Below are 17,824 nucleotides of genomic sequence, written 5' to 3'. Positions count from 1 at the left end.
GCCGCGCTCGTCCACGAGTTTGACGTTTCATCTTCACCAAGGGGTTGTCGATGTCTGCGATTGAATCGGTTCTTCAGGAACATCGTGTGTTTGCGCCGTCCGCGCAAACGGTGGCGAACGCAACGGTGTCCGGCATGGACGCCTACAAGGCGCTGGTCGCCGAAGCCGAAAGCGATTACGAAGGTTTCTGGGCGCGCCTCGCGCGCGAAACGCTGACCTGGCAAAAGCCCTTCACCAAGGTGCTCGACGAGTCCAAAGCGCCTTTCTACACCTGGTTCGAAGACGGCGAACTCAACGCCTCGTACAACAGCCTCGACCGTCATGTGGAAGCGGGCAACGGCGAGCGCGTCGCGATCATCTTCGAAGCCGACGATGGCAGCGTGACCAACGTCACCTACAAGGATCTGCTCTCGCGCGTCTCGCGCTTCGCCAACGCGCTCAAGAAACGCGGCGTGAAGAAGGGCGACCGCGTGGTCATCTATATGCCGATGTCGGTCGAAGGCGTGGTGGCGATGCAGGCCTGCGCGCGCATCGGCGCGACGCATTCGGTGGTGTTTGGCGGCTTCTCGTCGAAGTCGCTCAACGAACGCATGGTGGATGTGGGTGCGGTCGCGCTCATCACCGCCGACGAACAGATGCGCGGCGGCAAGGCGCTGCCGCTGAAGAATATCGCCGACGAAGCCATCGCCATGGGCGGCTGCGACGCCGTGCAGACCGTGTTCGTGTACAAGCGCACCGGCGGCAAGGTGGCGTGGCACGAAGGCCGCGACCTGTGGATGCACGAAGTCGCCGCGGCGGAAAGCGACACCTGCGTGCCGGAACCGGTGGGCGCGGAACACCCGCTCTTCATCCTCTACACGTCGGGCTCGACCGGCAAACCGAAGGGCGTGCAGCACAGCACGGGCGGCTATCTGCTGTGGGCCGCGCAGACGTTGAAGTGGACCTTCGACTACAAGCCCGACGACGTGTTTTGGTGCACCGCCGACATCGGCTGGATCACGGGTCATAGCTACATCGCCTACGGACCGCTCACGATCGGCGCGACCCAGGTGGTGTTCGAAGGCGTGCCGACCTTCCCGAACGCGGGCCGCTTCTGGGACATGATCCAGAAGCACAAGGTCACGCTGTTCTATACGGCGCCTACCGCGATCCGCTCGCTGATCAAGGCCTCGGAAGCCGATGCGAAGGTGCATCCGAAGAGCTACGACCTGTCTTCGCTACGTATCCTGGGCACGGTCGGCGAGCCGATCAATCCCGAAGCCTGGATCTGGTACTACGAGAACGTGGGCGGCAAGCGCTGCCCGATCGTCGATACGTGGTGGCAGACGGAAACCGGCGGCCACATGATCACGCCGCTGCCGGGCGCGACGCCGCTGGTGCCGGGTTCCTGCACGCTGCCGCTGCCCGGCATCATGGCCGCGATCGTCGACGAAACCGGTCAGGACGTGCCGAACGGGCAGGGCGGCATCCTGGTGGTGAAGCGCCCGTGGCCCGCGATGATCCGCAATGTCTGGGGCCAGCCGGAGCGCTACAAGTCGGGCTATTTCCCCGAGGAACTCGGCGGCAAGCTGTATCTGGCCGGTGACGGCAGCGTGCGTGACAAGCAAAGCGGCTACTTCACCATCATGGGCCGTATCGACGACGTGCTGAACGTCTCGGGCCACCGCCTGGGCACGATGGAAATCGAATCGGCGCTGGTAGCGAACCCGCTGGTGGCCGAAGCCGCCGTGGTGGGCCGCCCCGACGACACGACCGGCGAAGCCGTGGTGGCCTTCGTGGTGCTCAAGGCCAACCGCCCGCAAGGCGACGATGCCGTGAAGCTCGCCAACGAACTGCGCGCGTGGGTGGGCAAGGAGATCGGGCCGATCGCCAAGCCCAAGGACATCCGCTTCGGCGAAAACCTGCCGAAGACGCGCTCGGGCAAGATCATGCGTCGCCTGCTGCGCTCGCTCGCCAAGGGCGAAGCCATCACGCAGGATGTCTCGACGCTGGAGAATCCGGCGATTCTCGATCAACTCGGCGAATCGCTTTAAGTTCTGCATTTGAGCAGGGCCTGGACGCCGCGCTCAGCGCGGCGTTTTTTATTTCGTCCTCGCATTCCTCCCAATTGCCGCGCCCGCGCCTTTTTGCTAAACAGGCGCATGGCCGCGCCACACACCCAACCGCCGAACAACCTCAATCCCGTGCCCGAGCCGCCGCCGGTGAGCCGCGCAATGGCGCTCGCGCATCGGCGCTATTGGCGCTTCAACCTCGCGCTGATCGGCGTGCTGATGTCGATTGGTTTTGCGGTCTCGTTCGTCGCGCCGCTCTTTGCGCGCGCGCTCGACAACGTGCGTATCGCCGGCTTCAGCCTGCCGTTCTACATCGGCGCACAAGGGGCGATCCTGATCTACGTGGCGCTGGTGGTCATCTATATCGTGCTGATGCAGCGCGCCGACCGCGAATTGCAGGCCGCGCGCGAAGCCGAAGACGCGATCCGCGACGCTCGCCAGGCGCCGCCGCCATGAAGCTCGCGCATCGGCTCATCCGCTCCTACGCGCTGTACACGCTCGGCTTTCTCGGCTTCGTCTATGTGATGTGGCGCATCGAGCGCGTCACCGGCCCCGGCATGTGGATCGGCTACGTGTTCCTGTTCGTGCCGATCGCCGTGTACGCGGTGATCGGGCTGCTTTCGCGCACCTCGGATCTGGTCGAGTACTACGTCGCGGGACGGCGCGTACCCTCGGTGTTCAATGGCATGGCGACCGCCGCCGACTGGCTTTCGGCAGCCTCGTTCATCGGCCTGGCGGGGTCGCTCTACGCGAGCGGCTACGACGGGCTGGCTTACCTGATGGGCTGGACCGGCGGCTATTGCCTGGTGGCGTTCCTGCTCGCGCCGTATGTGCGCAAGCTCGCGCGCTACACCATCGCGGATTTTCTCGGCACGCGCTTTTCGAGCAACCTCGTGCGCGCGCTGGCGGTGCTCGCGACGATACTCTGCTCGTTCGTCTATCTCGTGGCGCAGATCCAGGGCGTGGGACTGATCGCCGTGCGCTTTATCGGCGTGGACTTCGCGATCGGCATTTTTTGCGGGCTGGCGGGCATTCTCGTGTGCTCGTTTCTGGGCGGCATGCGCGCGGTCACGTGGACCCAGGTGGCGCAGTACATCATCCTGATCGCGGCGATCCTGATACCGGTTTCGTTGATCGCGCATCGGGATGGACTGGGCTGGGTGCCGCAGCTCGACTACGGCAAGACGATGCAGCGCGTGGAGGCGCTCGAACACGATGTGCGCGACGCCAGCGCCGAAGCGAATGTGCGCGACGAGTACCACCACCGCGCGGCGCTCTGGCAATCGCGGCTCGACGCCTTGCCGCAGTCCTATGTGGAAGAGAAGACGCGGCTCTTCGATACGCTGGCGGACCTGCGTCGCCACAACGGGCCGCTGCGCGACATCGATGCGCTGGAGCGCGAAATCGCGCATTTCCCGCGCGACGCCGAAGCCGCACGCGCGGCGTGGACCCAGCAGCGCGACGATCTGCTCGCGCGCGCCACGCCGCCCGTGCCGATGCACGAACCGTTTCCCGCCGAAAGCGACGACGCGCGGCGCATCCACGAGCGCAATTTCCTGTCGCTGCTGCTATGTCTTTCGCTGGGCACGGCGAGCCTGCCGCACATCCTCACGCGCTACAACACGACCACATCGGTGGCGTCGGCGCGGCGCTCGGTGGGCTGGACCCTGTTCTTCGTCGCGCTTTTCTATTTGACGGTGCCGGTGCTGGCGGTGCTGATCAAGTTCGAGATTCTTTCGCATCTGGTCGGGCAGCACTTCGACGATCTGCCGCAGTGGGTGATGCAGTGGCGGCGCGTCGAGCCCTACATGATCGGCATCACCGATGTGAACAGCGATGGCATCGTGCATTGGGGCGATATCCAGATGCAGCCCGATATGGTGGTGCTGGCCGCGCCGGAGATTGCGGGGCTGCCTTACGTGATGTCCGGGTTGATCGCATCGGGCGCGCTCGCGGCCGCGCTTTCGACCGCCGACGGCCTGCTGCTGACGATTTCGAATGTGCTGTCGCACGACGTTTATTACCACATGGTCGATCCGAATGCGTCGAGCCAACGGCGCGTGACGATGTCGAAGATTCTCCTGCTGGGCGTGGCCTTGTTTGCTTCGTGGGTGGCATCGCTCAACGCGGGGAATATCTTATTTCTGGTGGGCGCGGCGTTTTCGCTGGCGGCTTCGAGTCTATTTCCGGTGCTCGTGCTGGGCGTGTTCTGGAAGCGCACGACGCGGCTGGGCGCGGTGGCGGGCATGGTGGCGGGGCTTGCCGTGTGCGTGTATTACATCGTTTCGACCTATCCGTTCTTCACGCAACTCACGGGATTTGAAGGGGCGAGGTGGTGGGGGATCGAGCCGATCAGCTCGGGCGTGTTTGGCGTGCCGGCGGGGTTTCTGGTGGCGATTCTCGTGAGTCTGGTGGACCGCAAGCCGGACGACTATACGGTCGCGCTGGTGGACTATATTCGGCATCCTTAGGATTGCGCCGAGGTATCGGGAATTGATACCTCGGGGCGTAGCTTGTTGAGCTGAATGATCGGGATGCGATGGCCTTGCGTGCGGCAAGCAAGAATCCGTTTATTGCTACCCGACTGGAGACGGCTCGATGAAAACCGCTGCGCTGATCGAAGCAGGCGACCTGATTTTTATCCGCGTCAAGGCGAGGCCTTTTCTTGAAGTATCGGCGGCTACCGGATGCTGGAGCAATCACGTTGGGATCGTGGTCGATACATCCGGGGCCGAACCGATCGTTGCCGAAAGCACGTTTCCGTTCTCACGCTATACCACCTTGCAGCGCTTTGTGCGGCGCTCCGAGGCGGGGCGCTTCGCCGTGTGCCGGCTTGCGGGCGGTGGGCTGGAATCGCAGCACGAGGCCATTCGTCGCGCGGCGCAAAGGCGGATGGGCGTGTTCTACGACACGGGCTTCAATCTGCGATCGTCGCGTCAGTTCTGTTCGAGGTTCGTGCGAGAGGTACTGGCCGAGGCGCTGGGCGTCGAGATCGGCTGTGTGCAGACCTTCGACGAACTGTACGCGCGCCAGCCTCAAGCGGGGCTGACGTTCTGGAAGCTGTGGTTCTTCGGGCGAATTCCGTGGGCGCGCGAAACGGTTACGCCGGCCAGTCTGCTGGAGAGTTCGATGCTGCGCGTGGTGGGGGAGGGGCGGCTTACCGTGGGGTGTTGAGAGGTGTTCGGGGACTTGTTTACGCCCATTTCCCGTTCCGCCAGAAGCCTGCTATAATTCGCGTCCCGCAGGAGAGATGGATGAGCGGTTTAAGTCGCACGCCTGGAAAGCGTGTATAGGTTAATAACCTATCCGGGGTTCGAATCCCCGTCTCTCCGCCACCGAATACATCAGAAGCCCCGCACAATCACGCAGATTGGCGGGGCTTCTGGTTTTCGGGCTATCGCCCGCGCGCCTGGCGCACGCAATCACCCAATCACCCAAAATCACCCAATCACCCCCAACTCCCGCCCGATCGCCACCGCCTGGGTGCGGTTCTGCGCGCCGAGTTTCGCGTTGATCTTGCGCAGATGCGCCTTCACCGTCAGTTCCGAGACGAACAGCTTTTCGGCGATGACACGGTTTCGGTGTCCTGCGGAGAGCATGCGCAGCACCTCCAGTTCGCGCGCGCTAAGCGTATGAGCCGCAGCGACCGGTTCACACGAAGCGCCCACCTCAGCGGCCTCCAGCAATTGCGCGACAAACCCCGGAGCCACCCCCGCCGCACGCGTTGCCTGCGCGCCTCGCGCCGACCACCTGGCAAGCAGCGCGAGCAGCGCCGGACCTTCGTCGAGAAACGCCCGCACGAAGCGCTCATGACTCGCGATCCGCAGCGCCTGGGTTAGCTCGTCCAGCGCCGCATCTGCGGCGCCTCGGCCTGCCAGCGCAAGACTCAGCAGGATCCGCAACTTGAGCGCACGCCAATAGCGCTGCTGTCCGAGCGCCGCATCCAGCGCCACGCGCAGCGCCGCTTCAGCCTCCCCATCGCGACGCCGAGCGATATCGAGCCGCGCGCGCACCACCACCGGGCAATCGATTTCGGTGGCATGCCACGCATACCCCGTGTGCGCCCACGCACCGTCCAGTTCGGCGATTTCCAGCGCCTGCCCGGCAGCCTCAAGGCGTCCCTCCAGCGTCGCCACGCGCGCGCGTTCCAGCCAGGCCGCGCTGACGCTACGCCCTGACTCGATCACGCGCCCGCTCTGCTCAAGTTCGGCAAGCAGCCGCAGCCATTGATCGACATCACCCGCGAGCCAGGCCGACCGCGCACTCAACACATGCGTGGCGATCAGCGCATCGGTGGTGCCGGCGCTGCGCGCGCGCGGCAAGGTGTTGGCCAGCAGGCGTCGCAGGGCGTCGAGTTCATTGCGTTCGTACAGCGCGAGCGCCCGCGCGGCGTCCACGCTCGTGTAGCCGCCGGCAATGCCTTCGCTGCCCGCCGCGCCCGCGCCGCGCTGCTCGGCGCGCGCACCTGCAAGCGCGGTATCGAGCCGCGCGAGCGCGGTGCCAAGTCGCCCCTGAAGCAGATCGATGATGCCTTCGATCGTTTCGGCCATCGTGCGCGTCACGGCGAACGGATGTTCGCGGCTGCGACCGAGCGCGCGGGAGAGTACGCCGCGCGCCTCGTCATAGCGCTGCACGCTGACATAGCTGAACGCCAGCGCATTGCATAGCGTGTAGCCCGCGAACGTCGCGCGGTCGGGCAACTCCGCGAGCAGTGAAGCACCCGACGCGATGCAGGCGTCCATCTGGCCCGTGAGCGCGTGCAGTACGGCGCGCAGCACCTGAGACTCAAGTGCCGCGTTCGCATCGCCGACGAGGGTTTGGGTCGCGCGCATCGCGTCGCCGTAGCGGCGGTTGAGCAGCAGCACCCACGCGTAGGTCAGGCCCACTTCCGGTTGCGCGGCGATGAGGTTCGCATCGATACGCTCAAGCCAGCCCATCATCAAACGGATGCGTCCCGCTCCCATCAACGTGCGTGCATGACGCGAAATCTCCGCGAGTGCGCGCTGGGGTTCGCCGGCGTCGAGCAGGTGGTCGATGGCGGGCACGGGGCGCTTCAATGCCAGATACCACTGCGCCGCGAGCGCGTGCATATTGGCTTCGCGCTGGGGTTGCGCGGCGCGCAGGCAATGCCTCAAATAGCTCGCAAAGAGCCGGTGATAGCGATATACCGTGCGCTCGTCGTCGAGCGGCTCTAGAAAGAGGCAGGACCGTTCGAGTTCGTCGAGCCGCTCCCGCGCATCGCCGCGGCCGGTGAGCGCGTCACAAAGCGCGGCCGGGAAATGCGGCAGCACGCAGGTGTCGAGCAGAAAAGCGCGGCACGCTTCGTTCTGTCGCGCGAAGACTTCTTCGGCAAAATAATCGGCGAGTTCCGCATGCGCGCCGGAGAATGCATCGACGAATGCGCCCGGGTCTGGATGCGTGCGCAACGACAGCGTCGCGAGATAGAGCGCCGTCGCCCAGCCTTCCGTGCCGTGATGCAGTGCGGCCAGCTTCGTGTCGTCGAGCGCCAGCCCGCATTTCTCGCGGACGTATTCGCCGGCCTCTGCAAGCGTGAAGCGCAGTGCCGCGCTCTGGATATCGAGCAGCGCGCCGCGTGCACGCAGACGGCCGACGCCAAGCCCCGGCGTCGCGCGCGTGGCGACGATCAGCATCGCGCCGGGCGGCAGCGCATCGATCAGCGTCTGCACGAAGGCCAGCACGCTCGCGCTGTGGATCGTGTCGAAGTCGTCGAACAGGATCGCAAGGGGACGGTCATGGGCCGCGATGTGGTCGATGATCGCGTCGGCGCTCGAGGCGCTGCGTTGGCCGGGCAGGACCGCATCCAGATCCAGCAGCAAGCGCTCCAGATCGTTGTTCGCGCTATGCAGCCGTAGCCAGCTCGCGTCGATGCCATGGGCGCCGCAGTGCGCGGCGTATTGCTGCATCAGGGTGGTTTTGCCGTAACCGGCCGCCGCACGAATCAGCACGATCCGAACCGCCTGCGAGGCATGGGCCCGCGCGAGGGTATCGAGCAGCGCGCTGCGCACCAACTGCGTGGAACTGCCGGCGGGCGGCATCAGCCTGGAGGCGACGATGCCGTTCGTGGCGTGCTGTCTGGGGTGCTCCCGGGTGCTCGTGGCCGGGGCGTCGGCGATATTCACTGGCGTGCTTCCCTGTGTACGGCGTGGGTTGCGAGAACGTTGCGCAAACAACCAATCGGCCCGTGCGGTGTCTCCTGCGATCGTTCAAAAAAAGCGGCATCTGCTTGGGCAGTGTTTTTCGTGCGATCACTTTCATTGAATTGTTTCATATGCCGTTGGCATTCGCGTAGTCCTTTTTAGCGATTCGTGCGGCTGCAACAGTTCAAGCAAACAAACGCCACCTGAATAAAGCTCCGCACTATTGCAAAGCTATGAAGAATTGATTCGTTCACCGCATGGCGTGCGTTCCTTATCGTTTCCAGCCTGAATTCAACAATATCTCGCCTACGCTACGGAGTTCGCCTATGAAACGCCTTTCGCCCCGCGCCAGTTCTCTCGCCATCGCCGTTGCGCTCGCTTCGGCAGCCGCTGGCGTTCACGCCCAGAGTAGCGTGACGCTCTACGGGATCGTCGATGCGGGCCTTGCCGTGGTTCACAATGCGCAGAATGCGAGTGGCCAGAATCAGAGCACGCTGTTCAAATTCAGCAGCGGCAATCTTTCGGGCAGCCGCTGGGGACTGCGTGGCAGCGAGGATCTCGGCGGGGGGCTCGTCGCGATTTTCCAGCTTGAAAATGGCTTCAATGTTGGCACGGGCGTGGCGGGGCAGGGGCAGCGCGAATTCGGACGCAAGGCGATCGTGGGTCTCGCGAGCAAGACGTGGGGCACGCTCACGCTCGGGCGTCAGTACGATCCGCTCGTTGATCTGGTGCAGCCACTCACGCAGGACGGCCCGTTTGGCGGCGTATTCGGCACGCCCGGCGATCTGGACAATTACGATAACAGCCTGCGTGTGAGCAATTCGCTCAAATACACGAGCCCGTTGATTTCAGGCCTGCAATTCGAGGCCCTCTACGGTCTGGGCGGCGTGGCGGGCGCCACCGGCAGCGGCCAGACCTACAGCTTTGGCGCGGGCTATACGAACGGGCCACTCGCGCTTGCGGCGGGTTACTTCTACGCCAACGGCGGCAACACGGTCACGAACGGCGTGCGCTCGTGGACCAGCAGCTCGGACAGTCTTTTCAATACCGTCATCAATCAGGGCTTCGCGAGCGCGAACTCGATTCAGATCGTGCGTGCGGGCGGCAGTTATGCACTCGGCGCGGTAACGCTCGGTCTCGCGTATTCGAATACGCAATACGGCAGCGACGGCTTTTCCACCTTCCATCAAACCGCGAAATTCAATAATGGATCGGCGTTTGTGAATTACCAGTTCAACCCGGCGTTGCGCGCGGGCGTGGGCTACAACTACACGTCGCTGACGGGCCCGGCGTCGGCGCATTACAACCAGGTGAATATCGGCGGCGATTACGCATTGTCGAAACGCACGGAACTCTATGCGCTGGCGGGCTGGCAAAAGGCCAGTGGCCATACGCTCAATGCGAAAGGCGCGGCGATCAATGCGCAGGCATCGATCGGCGATTTCGGCGTGAATTCAGGCACGGATACGCAGGCGCTGGCGGTGGTCGGTATCCGTCATAAATTCTGATGGTAGATGATAGAACCTGCCTGTTGCTAAAAAGCGCGCGAGAGTAATCCGCGCGCTTTTTATTTCGCATCGTACGATAAGCCGATTTACAGCGCGGCGCGAATGCGTTGCGCAACGGCTTCCAGCTCCGCCTTATCCGCCATATCGCGCGCGTGCATGCGCAACTCTTCGCCCTTGCGGCGCGGGATCAGGTGGAAATGCACGTGCGGCACCGTCTGTCCCGCGGCCGCGCCATTGAATTGCGCGATCGTCAGACCGTCTGGCTTGAGCGCGCTGCGCAGCGCCACGGCCATTTTCTGCACCATCGCCATTGCGGCGGCCACCGACTCGGGCGACAGCTCGTAGATTTCCTCGGCGCCTTCTTTGGGCAGCACCAGCACGTGGCCCTCGGATTGGGGCATCACGTCCATGATCGCGACGGCGGCGTCGTTTTCGCAGAGTTTGATGGAGGGAATTTCGCCGCGCAGCAGCTTGGCGAAGATGTTGTTGTCGTCGTAGGCCATGAAATCCTCGGGTCGTGAAAGTCGTGATGAGCGAGCCTGTGCGCTGCCGGCAGTGCATATGCACCGCGTTCGCCGGCTGCAACGCCTATAAAAAAGGGCGCGGTTCGAGAGCGAAGCCTGGCAAGCCCTGCAACCGCAGCGCCTGATTATCACCGAGAGCGGTGGGGGCTTGCCTGTGTTCCTGCACGTTTTTTGAAGCGGGTGCATCATAGAGCTTCACGCAGCGCGCGCGACGACGAATGTCTGATACGGAGCAACACGTATGGCAACGACGGATCTCGATGCAGCCCATTCCGCCCGCGAGGCCACTGGCTCAGGGGCCTGGCGGTTCGCGTCCCAACTATTGGCACGTGCGGATGTAATTTTTAATGGCCCGCGACCGTGGGACATGCAGATTCACGATCCACAGGTGCCCGAGCGCGTGCTGGCGCTCGGCAATCTTGGTCTGGGCGAAGCCTATATGGACGGCCAGTGGGACTGCGAGCAACTCGACGAATTCTTTGCGCATGTTCTGCGCGCCCATATCGACGACCAGATCGATCCGTCGCGTCTGGTATTCCACGCGCTCAAGGCGCGCCTGATGAATCGCCAGACCGTGCGCCGCGCGTGGAAGGTCGGCCAGCAGCACTACGATATCGGCAACGCTTTTTATGAGGCGATGCTCGACAAACACATGGCCTACACCTGCGGCTATTGGAGCGGCGGGGCGAAAACGCTGGACGAGGCGCAGGAGGCCAAGCTCGATATGATCTGCAGAAAGCTGGGTCTAAAGCCTGGCATGCGTCTGCTTGATATTGGCTGCGGCTGGGGCAGCCTGATGAAATTTGCAGCCGCGCATTATGGTGTTTCGTGCGTCGGCGTGACGATTTCGAAGGAGCAGGCCGCGTTTGGCGCGGCGCGTTGTCAAGGACTGCCGGTGGAGTTTCGCCTGCAGGATTACCGGCTGCTCGACGAAAAGTTCGACCGCGTCGCGAGCGTGGGCATGTTCGAACACGTTGGCCCGAAGAATTACCGCACTTATATGGAAGTGGCGCATCGCTGCCTCGACGACGATGGCCTTTTCCTGCTGCATACGATTGGCAAGAATCGCCGCGAAACCCCGCCCGATCCGTGGATCGACAAATACATTTTCCCGAACGGCGAATTACCGACCATCGGCCAGGTTGCGGATGCATCGGGCGGTCTTTTCGTGACCGAAGATCTGCACAATTTTGGCGCCGACTACGACCGCACCTTGATGGCGTGGCACGCGAATTTCGAAGCCGCATGGCCGCGTTTCGAAGCGGAAATGGGGCAGCGTTTTTATCGCATGTGGCGCTACTATCTGCTCTCGTGCGCGGGTGCATTCCGCGCACGCGATATTCAACTTTGGCAATTCGTACTGTCGAAAAACGGTCTGCCAGGCGGCTATCGTCGGCCCTGAATGGGTGGCCGATTGATCGAGCCGATTGATTGAGCCGATTTGCCGAGCCGTAAAAAAGCTGCGAGCGCGCGATGCGCCGCAGCTTTTTTTTCTTTCGAACGCCTGCGAATCAGCGCATGACCGCGGCGACGGTCGCGATGCCCAGTATCGTCATCAGCACCGAAGCGCACACATGAATGGCGATCTCTCCCACAGCCCAAGCCGCGCGGCCATTCTGCAAATGCGCCACCACTTCAGCGGAAAATGTCGAAAACGTCGACAGGCCGCCCATGCATCCGGTGATGACGAACAGGCGCCATTGCGGCGAGACATCGGGTAGACGCGCGAACGCCGCGAGCGCCACGCCGATGACATAGCCCGCGATGATATTGGACGCGAGCGTGCCGAGCGGCAGCGAAGGGAACAGGGCGTTCAGCCGCAGGCCGAGCACCCAGCGCAGCAGCGAGCCGAGCGCGCCGCCGATGCCGACGGCGAGGATGGACAGATACATGGTCGGGAGACGTTGTAGGCGCAATGAAGGCCGGACCGTCATTGCGATACTGTCGCCATGTAACGGCCCGAATTCGACTCCCGAGTTTAGCATTCTGTTTTGCGTCGCGTGGCGCGCGGCTAGTGGCGAGCAGCTGTGAGCGCGGGCTCAGGCCAGTCCGCCATTGGCGCGCAGTGTCTGAGCGTCCACCCAGCCGCTGTCCGGCCCCGCGAGAAACGACACCACGGAAGCGATGTCTTCGGGCTGGCCAAGGCGCTCCAGCGGAGGCAGGCTGGCGAAGTGGCGGATCTGTTCCTCGGTTTTGCCTTCGAGGAACAGGGCCGTGGCGACCGGGCCGGGCGCAACCGCATTCACCGTGATGGCACGCCCGCGCAATTCCTTCGCGAACACGCGCGTGAGCGCTTCGACCGCGCCCTTGGTGGCGGTGTAGATCCCGTAACCCGGCAGATTGAGTGCAAGCGCCGTGGTCGAAAAGTTGATCACGCGTCCGCCGTGCGCGAGTTTCGTGGCGGCTTCGCGCATCGTGTTGAGCGTGCCGCGCACGTTGATGTCGAACATTTCGTCGTAGAGCGCGTCGGTCGAATCGGCGATGGTCGACAGCTTCATCACGCCCGCGTTGTTGACCAGCACCGCCGGCTGGCCGAGTTGTTCGAGCGTGGCGTCGAACAGATGGCGCACCTCAGCGGACTTCGCGATATTGGCTTTCACGGCGATGGCGCGACCGCCCTCAGCGGCGATCTGTGCGACCAATGCTTCGGCCTCCTGTGCGCTGGAGGCGTAATTGACGGCGACACGGTGGCCGTCGCGCGCGAGGCGCAGCGCAACCGCCGCGCCGATGCCGCGCGACGCGCCGGTGACGATGGCGACGCCGCGCGCGCTGGCAGTGATTGGATTCGTGCTGTTTGTCGAGTCGGTCATGATCGGGCTCCGTTGGGATAGGGAAAGCGTGAAGCGTGAACGGGCTCGATCATGAAGGAAATCGCGCCCCCGATCATCGCGCGGGGGCGAGCTTCACCATTCCATTTCGATTAACAATGCCTCTGAATCGCGCCTCTGAATCGCGCCTCAGTAAGCGATGCAGATCGATTTCGTCTCGGTGTACGAGTCGATGATGGCACGGCCATGCTCGCGGCCGATGCCCGAAGCCTTGAAGCCGCCAAAGGGCAGCGCCGGATCGACCATGTTGTGGGTGTTGACCCAGACCGTGCCGGCCTCGATGGCGTCCACCACGCGCAGCGCGCGATCGAGCTGGTTGGTCCACACGCTCGCGCCCAGACCGTATTCCGACGCATTGGCCGCAGCAATGGCTTCTTCGACATCGTCAAAAGGCATGGCCACCAGCACTGGCCCGAACACTTCTTCGCGCACCACGGTGAGCGGCTTGTTGGCCGCGTTGGCGATCACGGTCGGCTCGACAAAGAAGCCGTCGCGATTGCCGTTTCCGCCGCCCGCGAGGATATCGCCGCCTTCGGTGCGGCCTTGCGCGATCATGCCCGCAACCTTGTCGCGATGGCGCGCGGAAACCAGCGGGCCCATCTGCGTGGCCGCGTCGAAGCCGGAGCCGAGCACCGTGTTGCGCGCGACCTGCGCAATGCCGTCGACGATTTCGTCGAAGCGCGCACGCGGCACATAGAGGCGCGAGCCCGCCGTGCAGACCTGACCGTGATTGAAGAAGATCGCGCCCGCCGCGCCCTCGATCGCGCGTTGCGGATCGCAGTCGTCGAGTACGATCACCGGGCTCTTGCCACCGAGTTCCAGCGAAACGCGCTTGAGATCGTCGGCGCACTGGCGGCCGATGATGCGGCCCACTTCCGTCGATCCCGTGAAGGTCACCTTATCCACGCCCGGATGGCGCACCAGTGCCGCGCCAGCGGTTTCGCCCTGGCCCGTGACGACGTTGAACACGCCCGGCGGAAAGCCGGCTTCGTGCGCGAGTTCGGCCAGGCGGATCGCGGTGAGCGGCGTTTCTTCGGCGGGCTTGAGCACGACGGTGCAGCCGCAGGCGAGCGCGGGCGCGATCTTCCACACCGCCATCAGCAGCGGGAAATTCCACGGCACGACGGCGGCCACCACGCCCGCGGGCACACGGCGCGTCGACGCGTTGTAGCGCACGCCCGGCGCAAAGGCGAGCGAAAGATCGACCGTGCTGCCTTCGATCTTGGTCGCCCAGCCTGCCATATAACGCAGCCACTGCACGCTGCCGCCCACTTCGAGCATTTTCGAAAAACCAAGCAGCTTGCCCTGATTGAGCGTTTCTAGCGCGGCCAGTTCGTCGCCGTTGCGCTCGACGAGATCGGCGAGCTTGAGCAACAGGTGTTGGCGCGCTGCGGGCGGCATCCGTCGCCACGAATCGGCCACGAAGGCGCGGCGTGCGGCCTGTACGGCGGCATCGACATCGGCGTTGCTGGCATCGGGCGCTTGCGCGATCTCAGCGCCCGTGGCCGGATTGAACACGGCGAAGCTGCGGTTGTCGGCGCTCGCGCAAAAGCGGCCATCGACGAACATCTGCGTGCGGATCGTATGCGTGAAGTCCTGGCGGTCCATTGCGTCTCCTGATTCAATGAGTGGCTAGCGAAAGTCGATTCCGCTGGATGGGGTGGAGCGGAAATAAGGGGAGGTCGAATGCCGGTTCGAGCGCGTCATCTGTGCCGATGCGCAGATCAGATTGAGCGCGGCGGCGCCTAAAAACAGGCTGCAAAAGCCCTGACCGAAGCCCCACGAGGTGGTGGCGAACGCCGCGCCCGCTAGCATGCCGACGTGATGCGCGACGCCGGAGCAACCGCCGGGCGCAGTGTGATTCGCGGGGCGATTCGCGGGGTGATTCGCGGGGTGATTCGCATGAGCGTCGCGCAACAGCGTGGGTAAGGTGAGCGCATCGAGTACGCCAAAAGCGGGGGCGGCATAAAAGGACCAGGGCGCGAGCGCATCGAGCGTCAATGCCGCGAGTAACGCGCCGCGTATCGAAAACAGCCACGCCAGCGCGTGACGCCGTTCGATACGTTGCAGGCAAGCGCTAGCGCCAATCACCGCGCAGAGCGAGAGAAACAGATGCATGAGCGAGAATGGCCCGGCACCGCACAGCGCGAAGAGTTGAAAACGTGCGAGTACGCCGCTGGACATTCCGGCAAGCAATGCAGCGCCGATCAGTGCGCCGTTTCCAGGGCGGATGAATCCAGGCGCACGGGTGGATAGAAGCGTAAAACCTGAGCTGTTCGAATCAAATCTTCGAACTGCAATCAACAGCGCGAGACCCGCGATCGCGATCGATATCGCATCCTGCATGACGCCCGCGCGCGCCTGCGTCGCAGCGAAGCTCATCGCGCCCGTCGTGAGCACGAGCGCGGCAGCGCAAGGCAGCGTCGCCCGAGCGCCAAAGCGGCGCGCGAATACCGGCGGCAGCAGCGCCATCGCCACCACGGCGACGGCGCTCGCAGCGAACGCGCTGGCGTTCGCGCCGGCCCGCATCGCGCCGAACATGATACTTGCCGCGAGCGCCGCCGCGCCGCCCGTCACCGCGCACCAGATGGTCGCCGCGCGCCACATGATCCGCGCTTACTTCTTGTTGCCGCAGCACGATGGCGCTGCATCCGGCACACCATCCTGCACACTATGCGGATCGCGCCCGCCCGGAAGGTCCATCGCGGGATTGCCTTGGAAGAAGTTATTCGGCTTGAGCATGAAGCCGGCGTATTCCACGGGCATCACCGGGAAATCCTCGGGCTTGCACACATGCGTATGGCCGAAGCTGTGCCACAGCACGATATCTTCGTTCTCCACGTTGCGGTTCGCTTCGATATAGCGCGGCAGACCGTCGCCGCCCGCGTGCTGGTTCGGATAATCGCCGCTGGCGTAGCGTTGCGTCGTGTCATAAGGCGTGACCCACACGTGACGCGTGGCGAAGCCGCCGCGTTGACGTACCTTCGAGTTGGGATCGGCCAGCATCAGCGGCGAATCGTTGATGATGAGCTTGTAGCCGGGATTCGCGCCCACGCGGTTTTTCAGGTTCGGATTGACGACTTTCCAGAAACGGCCGGTCTGACCATTGGCGTTGCGCGCGGCTTCCTTTTCGGTCTTGAGCACGCGTTTGGTGGTGTCGAATACATTGCCGTAAGGGTTGTCGCCGCCCATCGGTCGCGGCACGAATTCGTGTTCCGTGACGGAGTTCTTTTCGCCGTCGACCATCATATGCAGGCGCGCATTGAAGAAGTGCTGATGCGTCGGACCGCCGAGATTCGCGGTCACCATGCCGCCCCACGGATACGTATCGCCATCCGCTACCGCCGAGGTCTGGATGATGCCCGTGAGCTTGCATTCAAGCTGGATCGTGCCGTCCTGGTAGAAGTACCAGTAAAAGCCGTAGTCGTAATTGCCGACCGTGGCGAAGAACGAAATCACGAGGCGGCGCGAGCGGCGCATTTCGAACACGCCGGTGCGGAATTCATAGTGCTTCCAGAGCGTGCCGTAGTCCTCTTCATGCAGGCATACGGCGTTTTTCATCGTGAAGCTGTTGCCGAAATCGTCGGCGGCCGGAATGTCGAAATAGCGGATCGTGCCCAGGCAGTCGCAGCCCAGTTCGAGCTGGTTGGCAAGCTTGCCCAGACCGTATTCGCCCGCATCGAAAGCGCTTTTCCAGTAGTGGTTCGTGGTGGGATCGGAGTAGGGCACGCACATCTCCGTCACGCTGGCGCGGTAGACGATGGGGCGCGGCGCGCTCTTGCCGTCGTCCCAGGCGATCTGGTGCAGCACGAGGCCTTCGCGCGGCGTGAAGCCCACCCGGAATGTCCAGTTCTGCCAGGCAACCTGCCAGCCATCGATGGTGAAGCTCGGTCCCTCGGGCTGGCTGATCGACAGCGGCTTGACCGTATCGCGCGGTTGGCCCAGGCTTGGCGTGTCGTAGTTGTGCTTCGCCCTGGGAACCGGAATGATGCGGCCGTCGTCGACAAGATCGATCACCTTTTGTTCGAGCAGATCGACCACCGCCACCACGCCTTCGATGGGATGCGCGTAGCCGTTGTCTGTCGGGTTCTCCCGGTAATAACTCACGCAGCGCACGAGACGTCGGCCGCTTTCGCTCGGGCGATCGAACGCGCCCGCCGAAAACGGATCGACCTGTACGTTCAGGAGATCGGCATCGGTGAGGCCGCGCTTCTTCACTGCTTCGCGCCATTCGAGGTCCTCCTTGACGATGCGCTCGGCGTTGATGAAGTCCTCGATCATCACGGGCGGCTGGCCGAACGGCGCGCTTTGCAGCGCGAGCGCCTTACGCGATTGCACCTTCTTTTCACGCAGATCGACCACGAATTCGATCGTCTGGCTGCGCGTGCGGTCGATGGCGATCACGAAAGCGCGGCGCGAAAAATACTCGCCCTGTTTCCATGCAACCACTTCGGCCTTGGGCGGCTCCTGCAATTCAGTCACGGGAAAGCGTCCGTATTCATCGAGCTGTTCGGCGGCCTTCACGATGTCACAGGCGAGCTGCATTTCAGCGAGGCTCAGCGGGTCGAGCGGATGCGAGTTCGGATTGTTGTTCATAAGCATTTCGTAAGGATGACGTGGGACCGCAAACGATGCGATGAAGCGGCAGGCCCGCTGCCTCGGTGGGCGTGAAATCGGGGGCGATGTCGTGCAGCAATCGTAAAAACGCCATATTTTTTTCGCGCTTGCAAAACGCGCCAAAGGGGCGATAGAGTG

The 17,824-nt window shown here is 63.5% G+C and carries 13 protein-coding genes and 1 tRNA gene; 7 read left to right on the top strand and 7 right to left on the bottom strand.

Annotation, left to right across the window (positions count from 1 at the left end; genetic code table 11):
- Positions 1–50: 50 nt before the first annotated feature.
- From acs to F4827_RS00105, 5 genes are all read left to right on the top strand, one after another.
- Positions 51–2,033, top strand: a complete 1,983-nt coding sequence (acs, locus tag F4827_RS00125) for an acetate--CoA ligase (protein WP_183721212.1) — start codon at positions 51–53, stop codon at positions 2,031–2,033.
- Positions 2,034–2,141: 108 nt separating this feature from the next.
- Positions 2,142–2,507, top strand: coding sequence for a DUF4212 domain-containing protein (locus tag F4827_RS00120; RefSeq protein ID WP_183721215.1), 366 nt, complete (start codon positions 2,142–2,144; stop codon positions 2,505–2,507).
- Positions 2,504–4,522: a sodium:solute symporter family protein gene (locus F4827_RS00115; RefSeq protein ID WP_183721218.1), complete on the top strand. Its 2,019-nt coding sequence runs from the start codon at positions 2,504–2,506 to the stop codon at positions 4,520–4,522. The genes F4827_RS00120 and F4827_RS00115 overlap by 4 nt, the downstream gene beginning before the upstream one ends.
- Positions 4,523–4,649: 127 nt before the next feature.
- The gene (locus F4827_RS00110) at positions 4,650–5,225 is read left to right on the top strand and encodes a YebB family permuted papain-like enzyme (RefSeq protein WP_183721221.1); all 576 of its coding nucleotides are present in this window, start codon (positions 4,650–4,652) and stop codon (positions 5,223–5,225) included.
- A 70-nt stretch (positions 5,226–5,295) separates the two neighbouring features.
- Positions 5,296–5,386 (top strand) — tRNA-Ser (locus F4827_RS00105).
- Positions 5,387–5,491: 105 nt separating this feature from the next.
- Here the strand turns inward: F4827_RS00105 and F4827_RS35765 are convergent.
- Complete coding sequence (locus F4827_RS35765) at positions 5,492–8,191, bottom strand: LuxR C-terminal-related transcriptional regulator (protein WP_311672123.1); 2,700 nt, start codon at positions 8,189–8,191, stop codon at positions 5,492–5,494.
- 344 nt (positions 8,192–8,535) lie between these two features.
- On the opposite strand from F4827_RS35765, the gene F4827_RS00095 reads away from it, so the two are divergent.
- The gene (locus F4827_RS00095; RefSeq protein WP_183721224.1) at positions 8,536–9,717 is read left to right on the top strand and encodes a porin; all 1,182 of its coding nucleotides are present in this window, start codon (positions 8,536–8,538) and stop codon (positions 9,715–9,717) included.
- 86 nt (positions 9,718–9,803) lie between these two features.
- Here the strand turns inward: F4827_RS00095 and F4827_RS00090 are convergent, their stop codons facing one another.
- Positions 9,804–10,220, bottom strand: a complete 417-nt coding sequence (locus F4827_RS00090; protein ID WP_183721227.1) for an HIT family protein — start codon at positions 10,218–10,220, stop codon at positions 9,804–9,806.
- Between the two features lie 262 nt (positions 10,221–10,482).
- Between F4827_RS00090 and cfa the strand changes: the two genes are divergently transcribed.
- Positions 10,483–11,643 (top strand): cyclopropane fatty acyl phospholipid synthase, encoded by a 1,161-nt coding sequence (gene cfa, locus F4827_RS00085; RefSeq protein ID WP_183721230.1) that lies wholly within the window; start codon positions 10,483–10,485, stop codon positions 11,641–11,643.
- A 109-nt stretch (positions 11,644–11,752) separates the two neighbouring features.
- Here the strand turns inward: cfa and crcB are convergent, their stop codons facing one another.
- The 5 genes from crcB to F4827_RS00060 all read right to left on the bottom strand — a co-directional run bounded on the left by crcB (position 11,753) and on the right by F4827_RS00060 (position 17,665).
- Entirely contained in the window at positions 11,753–12,133 is a 381-nt protein-coding gene (crcB, locus tag F4827_RS00080; protein ID WP_183721233.1) for a fluoride efflux transporter CrcB, read from the bottom strand.
- A 147-nt stretch (positions 12,134–12,280) separates the two neighbouring features.
- The gene (locus F4827_RS00075; protein ID WP_183721237.1) at positions 12,281–13,051 is read right to left on the bottom strand and encodes an SDR family oxidoreductase; all 771 of its coding nucleotides are present in this window, start codon (positions 13,049–13,051) and stop codon (positions 12,281–12,283) included.
- Between the two features lie 147 nt (positions 13,052–13,198).
- Positions 13,199–14,677: a phenylacetaldehyde dehydrogenase StyD gene (gene styD / locus F4827_RS00070; protein ID WP_183721240.1), complete on the bottom strand. Its 1,479-nt coding sequence runs from the start codon at positions 14,675–14,677 to the stop codon at positions 13,199–13,201.
- A gap of 24 nt (positions 14,678–14,701) precedes the next feature.
- Positions 14,702–15,676: a hypothetical protein gene (locus tag F4827_RS00065; protein ID WP_183721244.1), complete on the bottom strand. Its 975-nt coding sequence runs from the start codon at positions 15,674–15,676 to the stop codon at positions 14,702–14,704.
- Between the two features lie 9 nt (positions 15,677–15,685).
- Positions 15,686–17,665, bottom strand: a complete 1,980-nt coding sequence (locus F4827_RS00060) for a primary-amine oxidase (protein ID WP_183721247.1) — start codon at positions 17,663–17,665, stop codon at positions 15,686–15,688.
- Positions 17,666–17,824: the final 159 nt, after the last annotated feature.

The sequence above is a fragment of the Paraburkholderia bannensis genome, assembly GCF_014200455.1.
Lineage (GTDB): Bacteria > Pseudomonadota > Gammaproteobacteria > Burkholderiales > Burkholderiaceae > Paraburkholderia > Paraburkholderia bannensis_A.
This window is presented reverse-complemented; position numbering and strand designations above follow the sequence as displayed.

Coding starts and splice junctions, on each gene's coding strand:
- crcB (WP_183721233.1), bottom strand. CDS start 12,133: ATGTATCTGTCCATCCTCGCCGTCGGCATCGGCGGCGCGCTCGGCTCG.
- cfa (WP_183721230.1), top strand. CDS start 10,483: ATGGCAACGACGGATCTCGATGCAGCCCATTCCGCCCGCGAGGCCACT.
- acs (WP_183721212.1), top strand. CDS start 51: ATGTCTGCGATTGAATCGGTTCTTCAGGAACATCGTGTGTTTGCGCCG.
- F4827_RS00095 (WP_183721224.1), top strand. CDS start 8,536: ATGAAACGCCTTTCGCCCCGCGCCAGTTCTCTCGCCATCGCCGTTGCG.
- F4827_RS00060 (WP_183721247.1), bottom strand. CDS start 17,665: ATGAACAACAATCCGAACTCGCATCCGCTCGACCCGCTGAGCCTCGCT.
- F4827_RS00075 (WP_183721237.1), bottom strand. CDS start 13,051: ATGACCGACTCGACAAACAGCACGAATCCAATCACTGCCAGCGCGCGC.
- styD (WP_183721240.1), bottom strand. CDS start 14,677: ATGGACCGCCAGGACTTCACGCATACGATCCGCACGCAGATGTTCGTC.
- F4827_RS00115 (WP_183721218.1), top strand. CDS start 2,504: ATGAAGCTCGCGCATCGGCTCATCCGCTCCTACGCGCTGTACACGCTC.
- F4827_RS00065 (WP_183721244.1), bottom strand. CDS start 15,676: ATGTGGCGCGCGGCGACCATCTGGTGCGCGGTGACGGGCGGCGCGGCG.
- F4827_RS00090 (WP_183721227.1), bottom strand. CDS start 10,220: ATGGCCTACGACGACAACAACATCTTCGCCAAGCTGCTGCGCGGCGAA.
- F4827_RS00120 (WP_183721215.1), top strand. CDS start 2,142: ATGGCCGCGCCACACACCCAACCGCCGAACAACCTCAATCCCGTGCCC.
- F4827_RS00110 (WP_183721221.1), top strand. CDS start 4,650: ATGAAAACCGCTGCGCTGATCGAAGCAGGCGACCTGATTTTTATCCGC.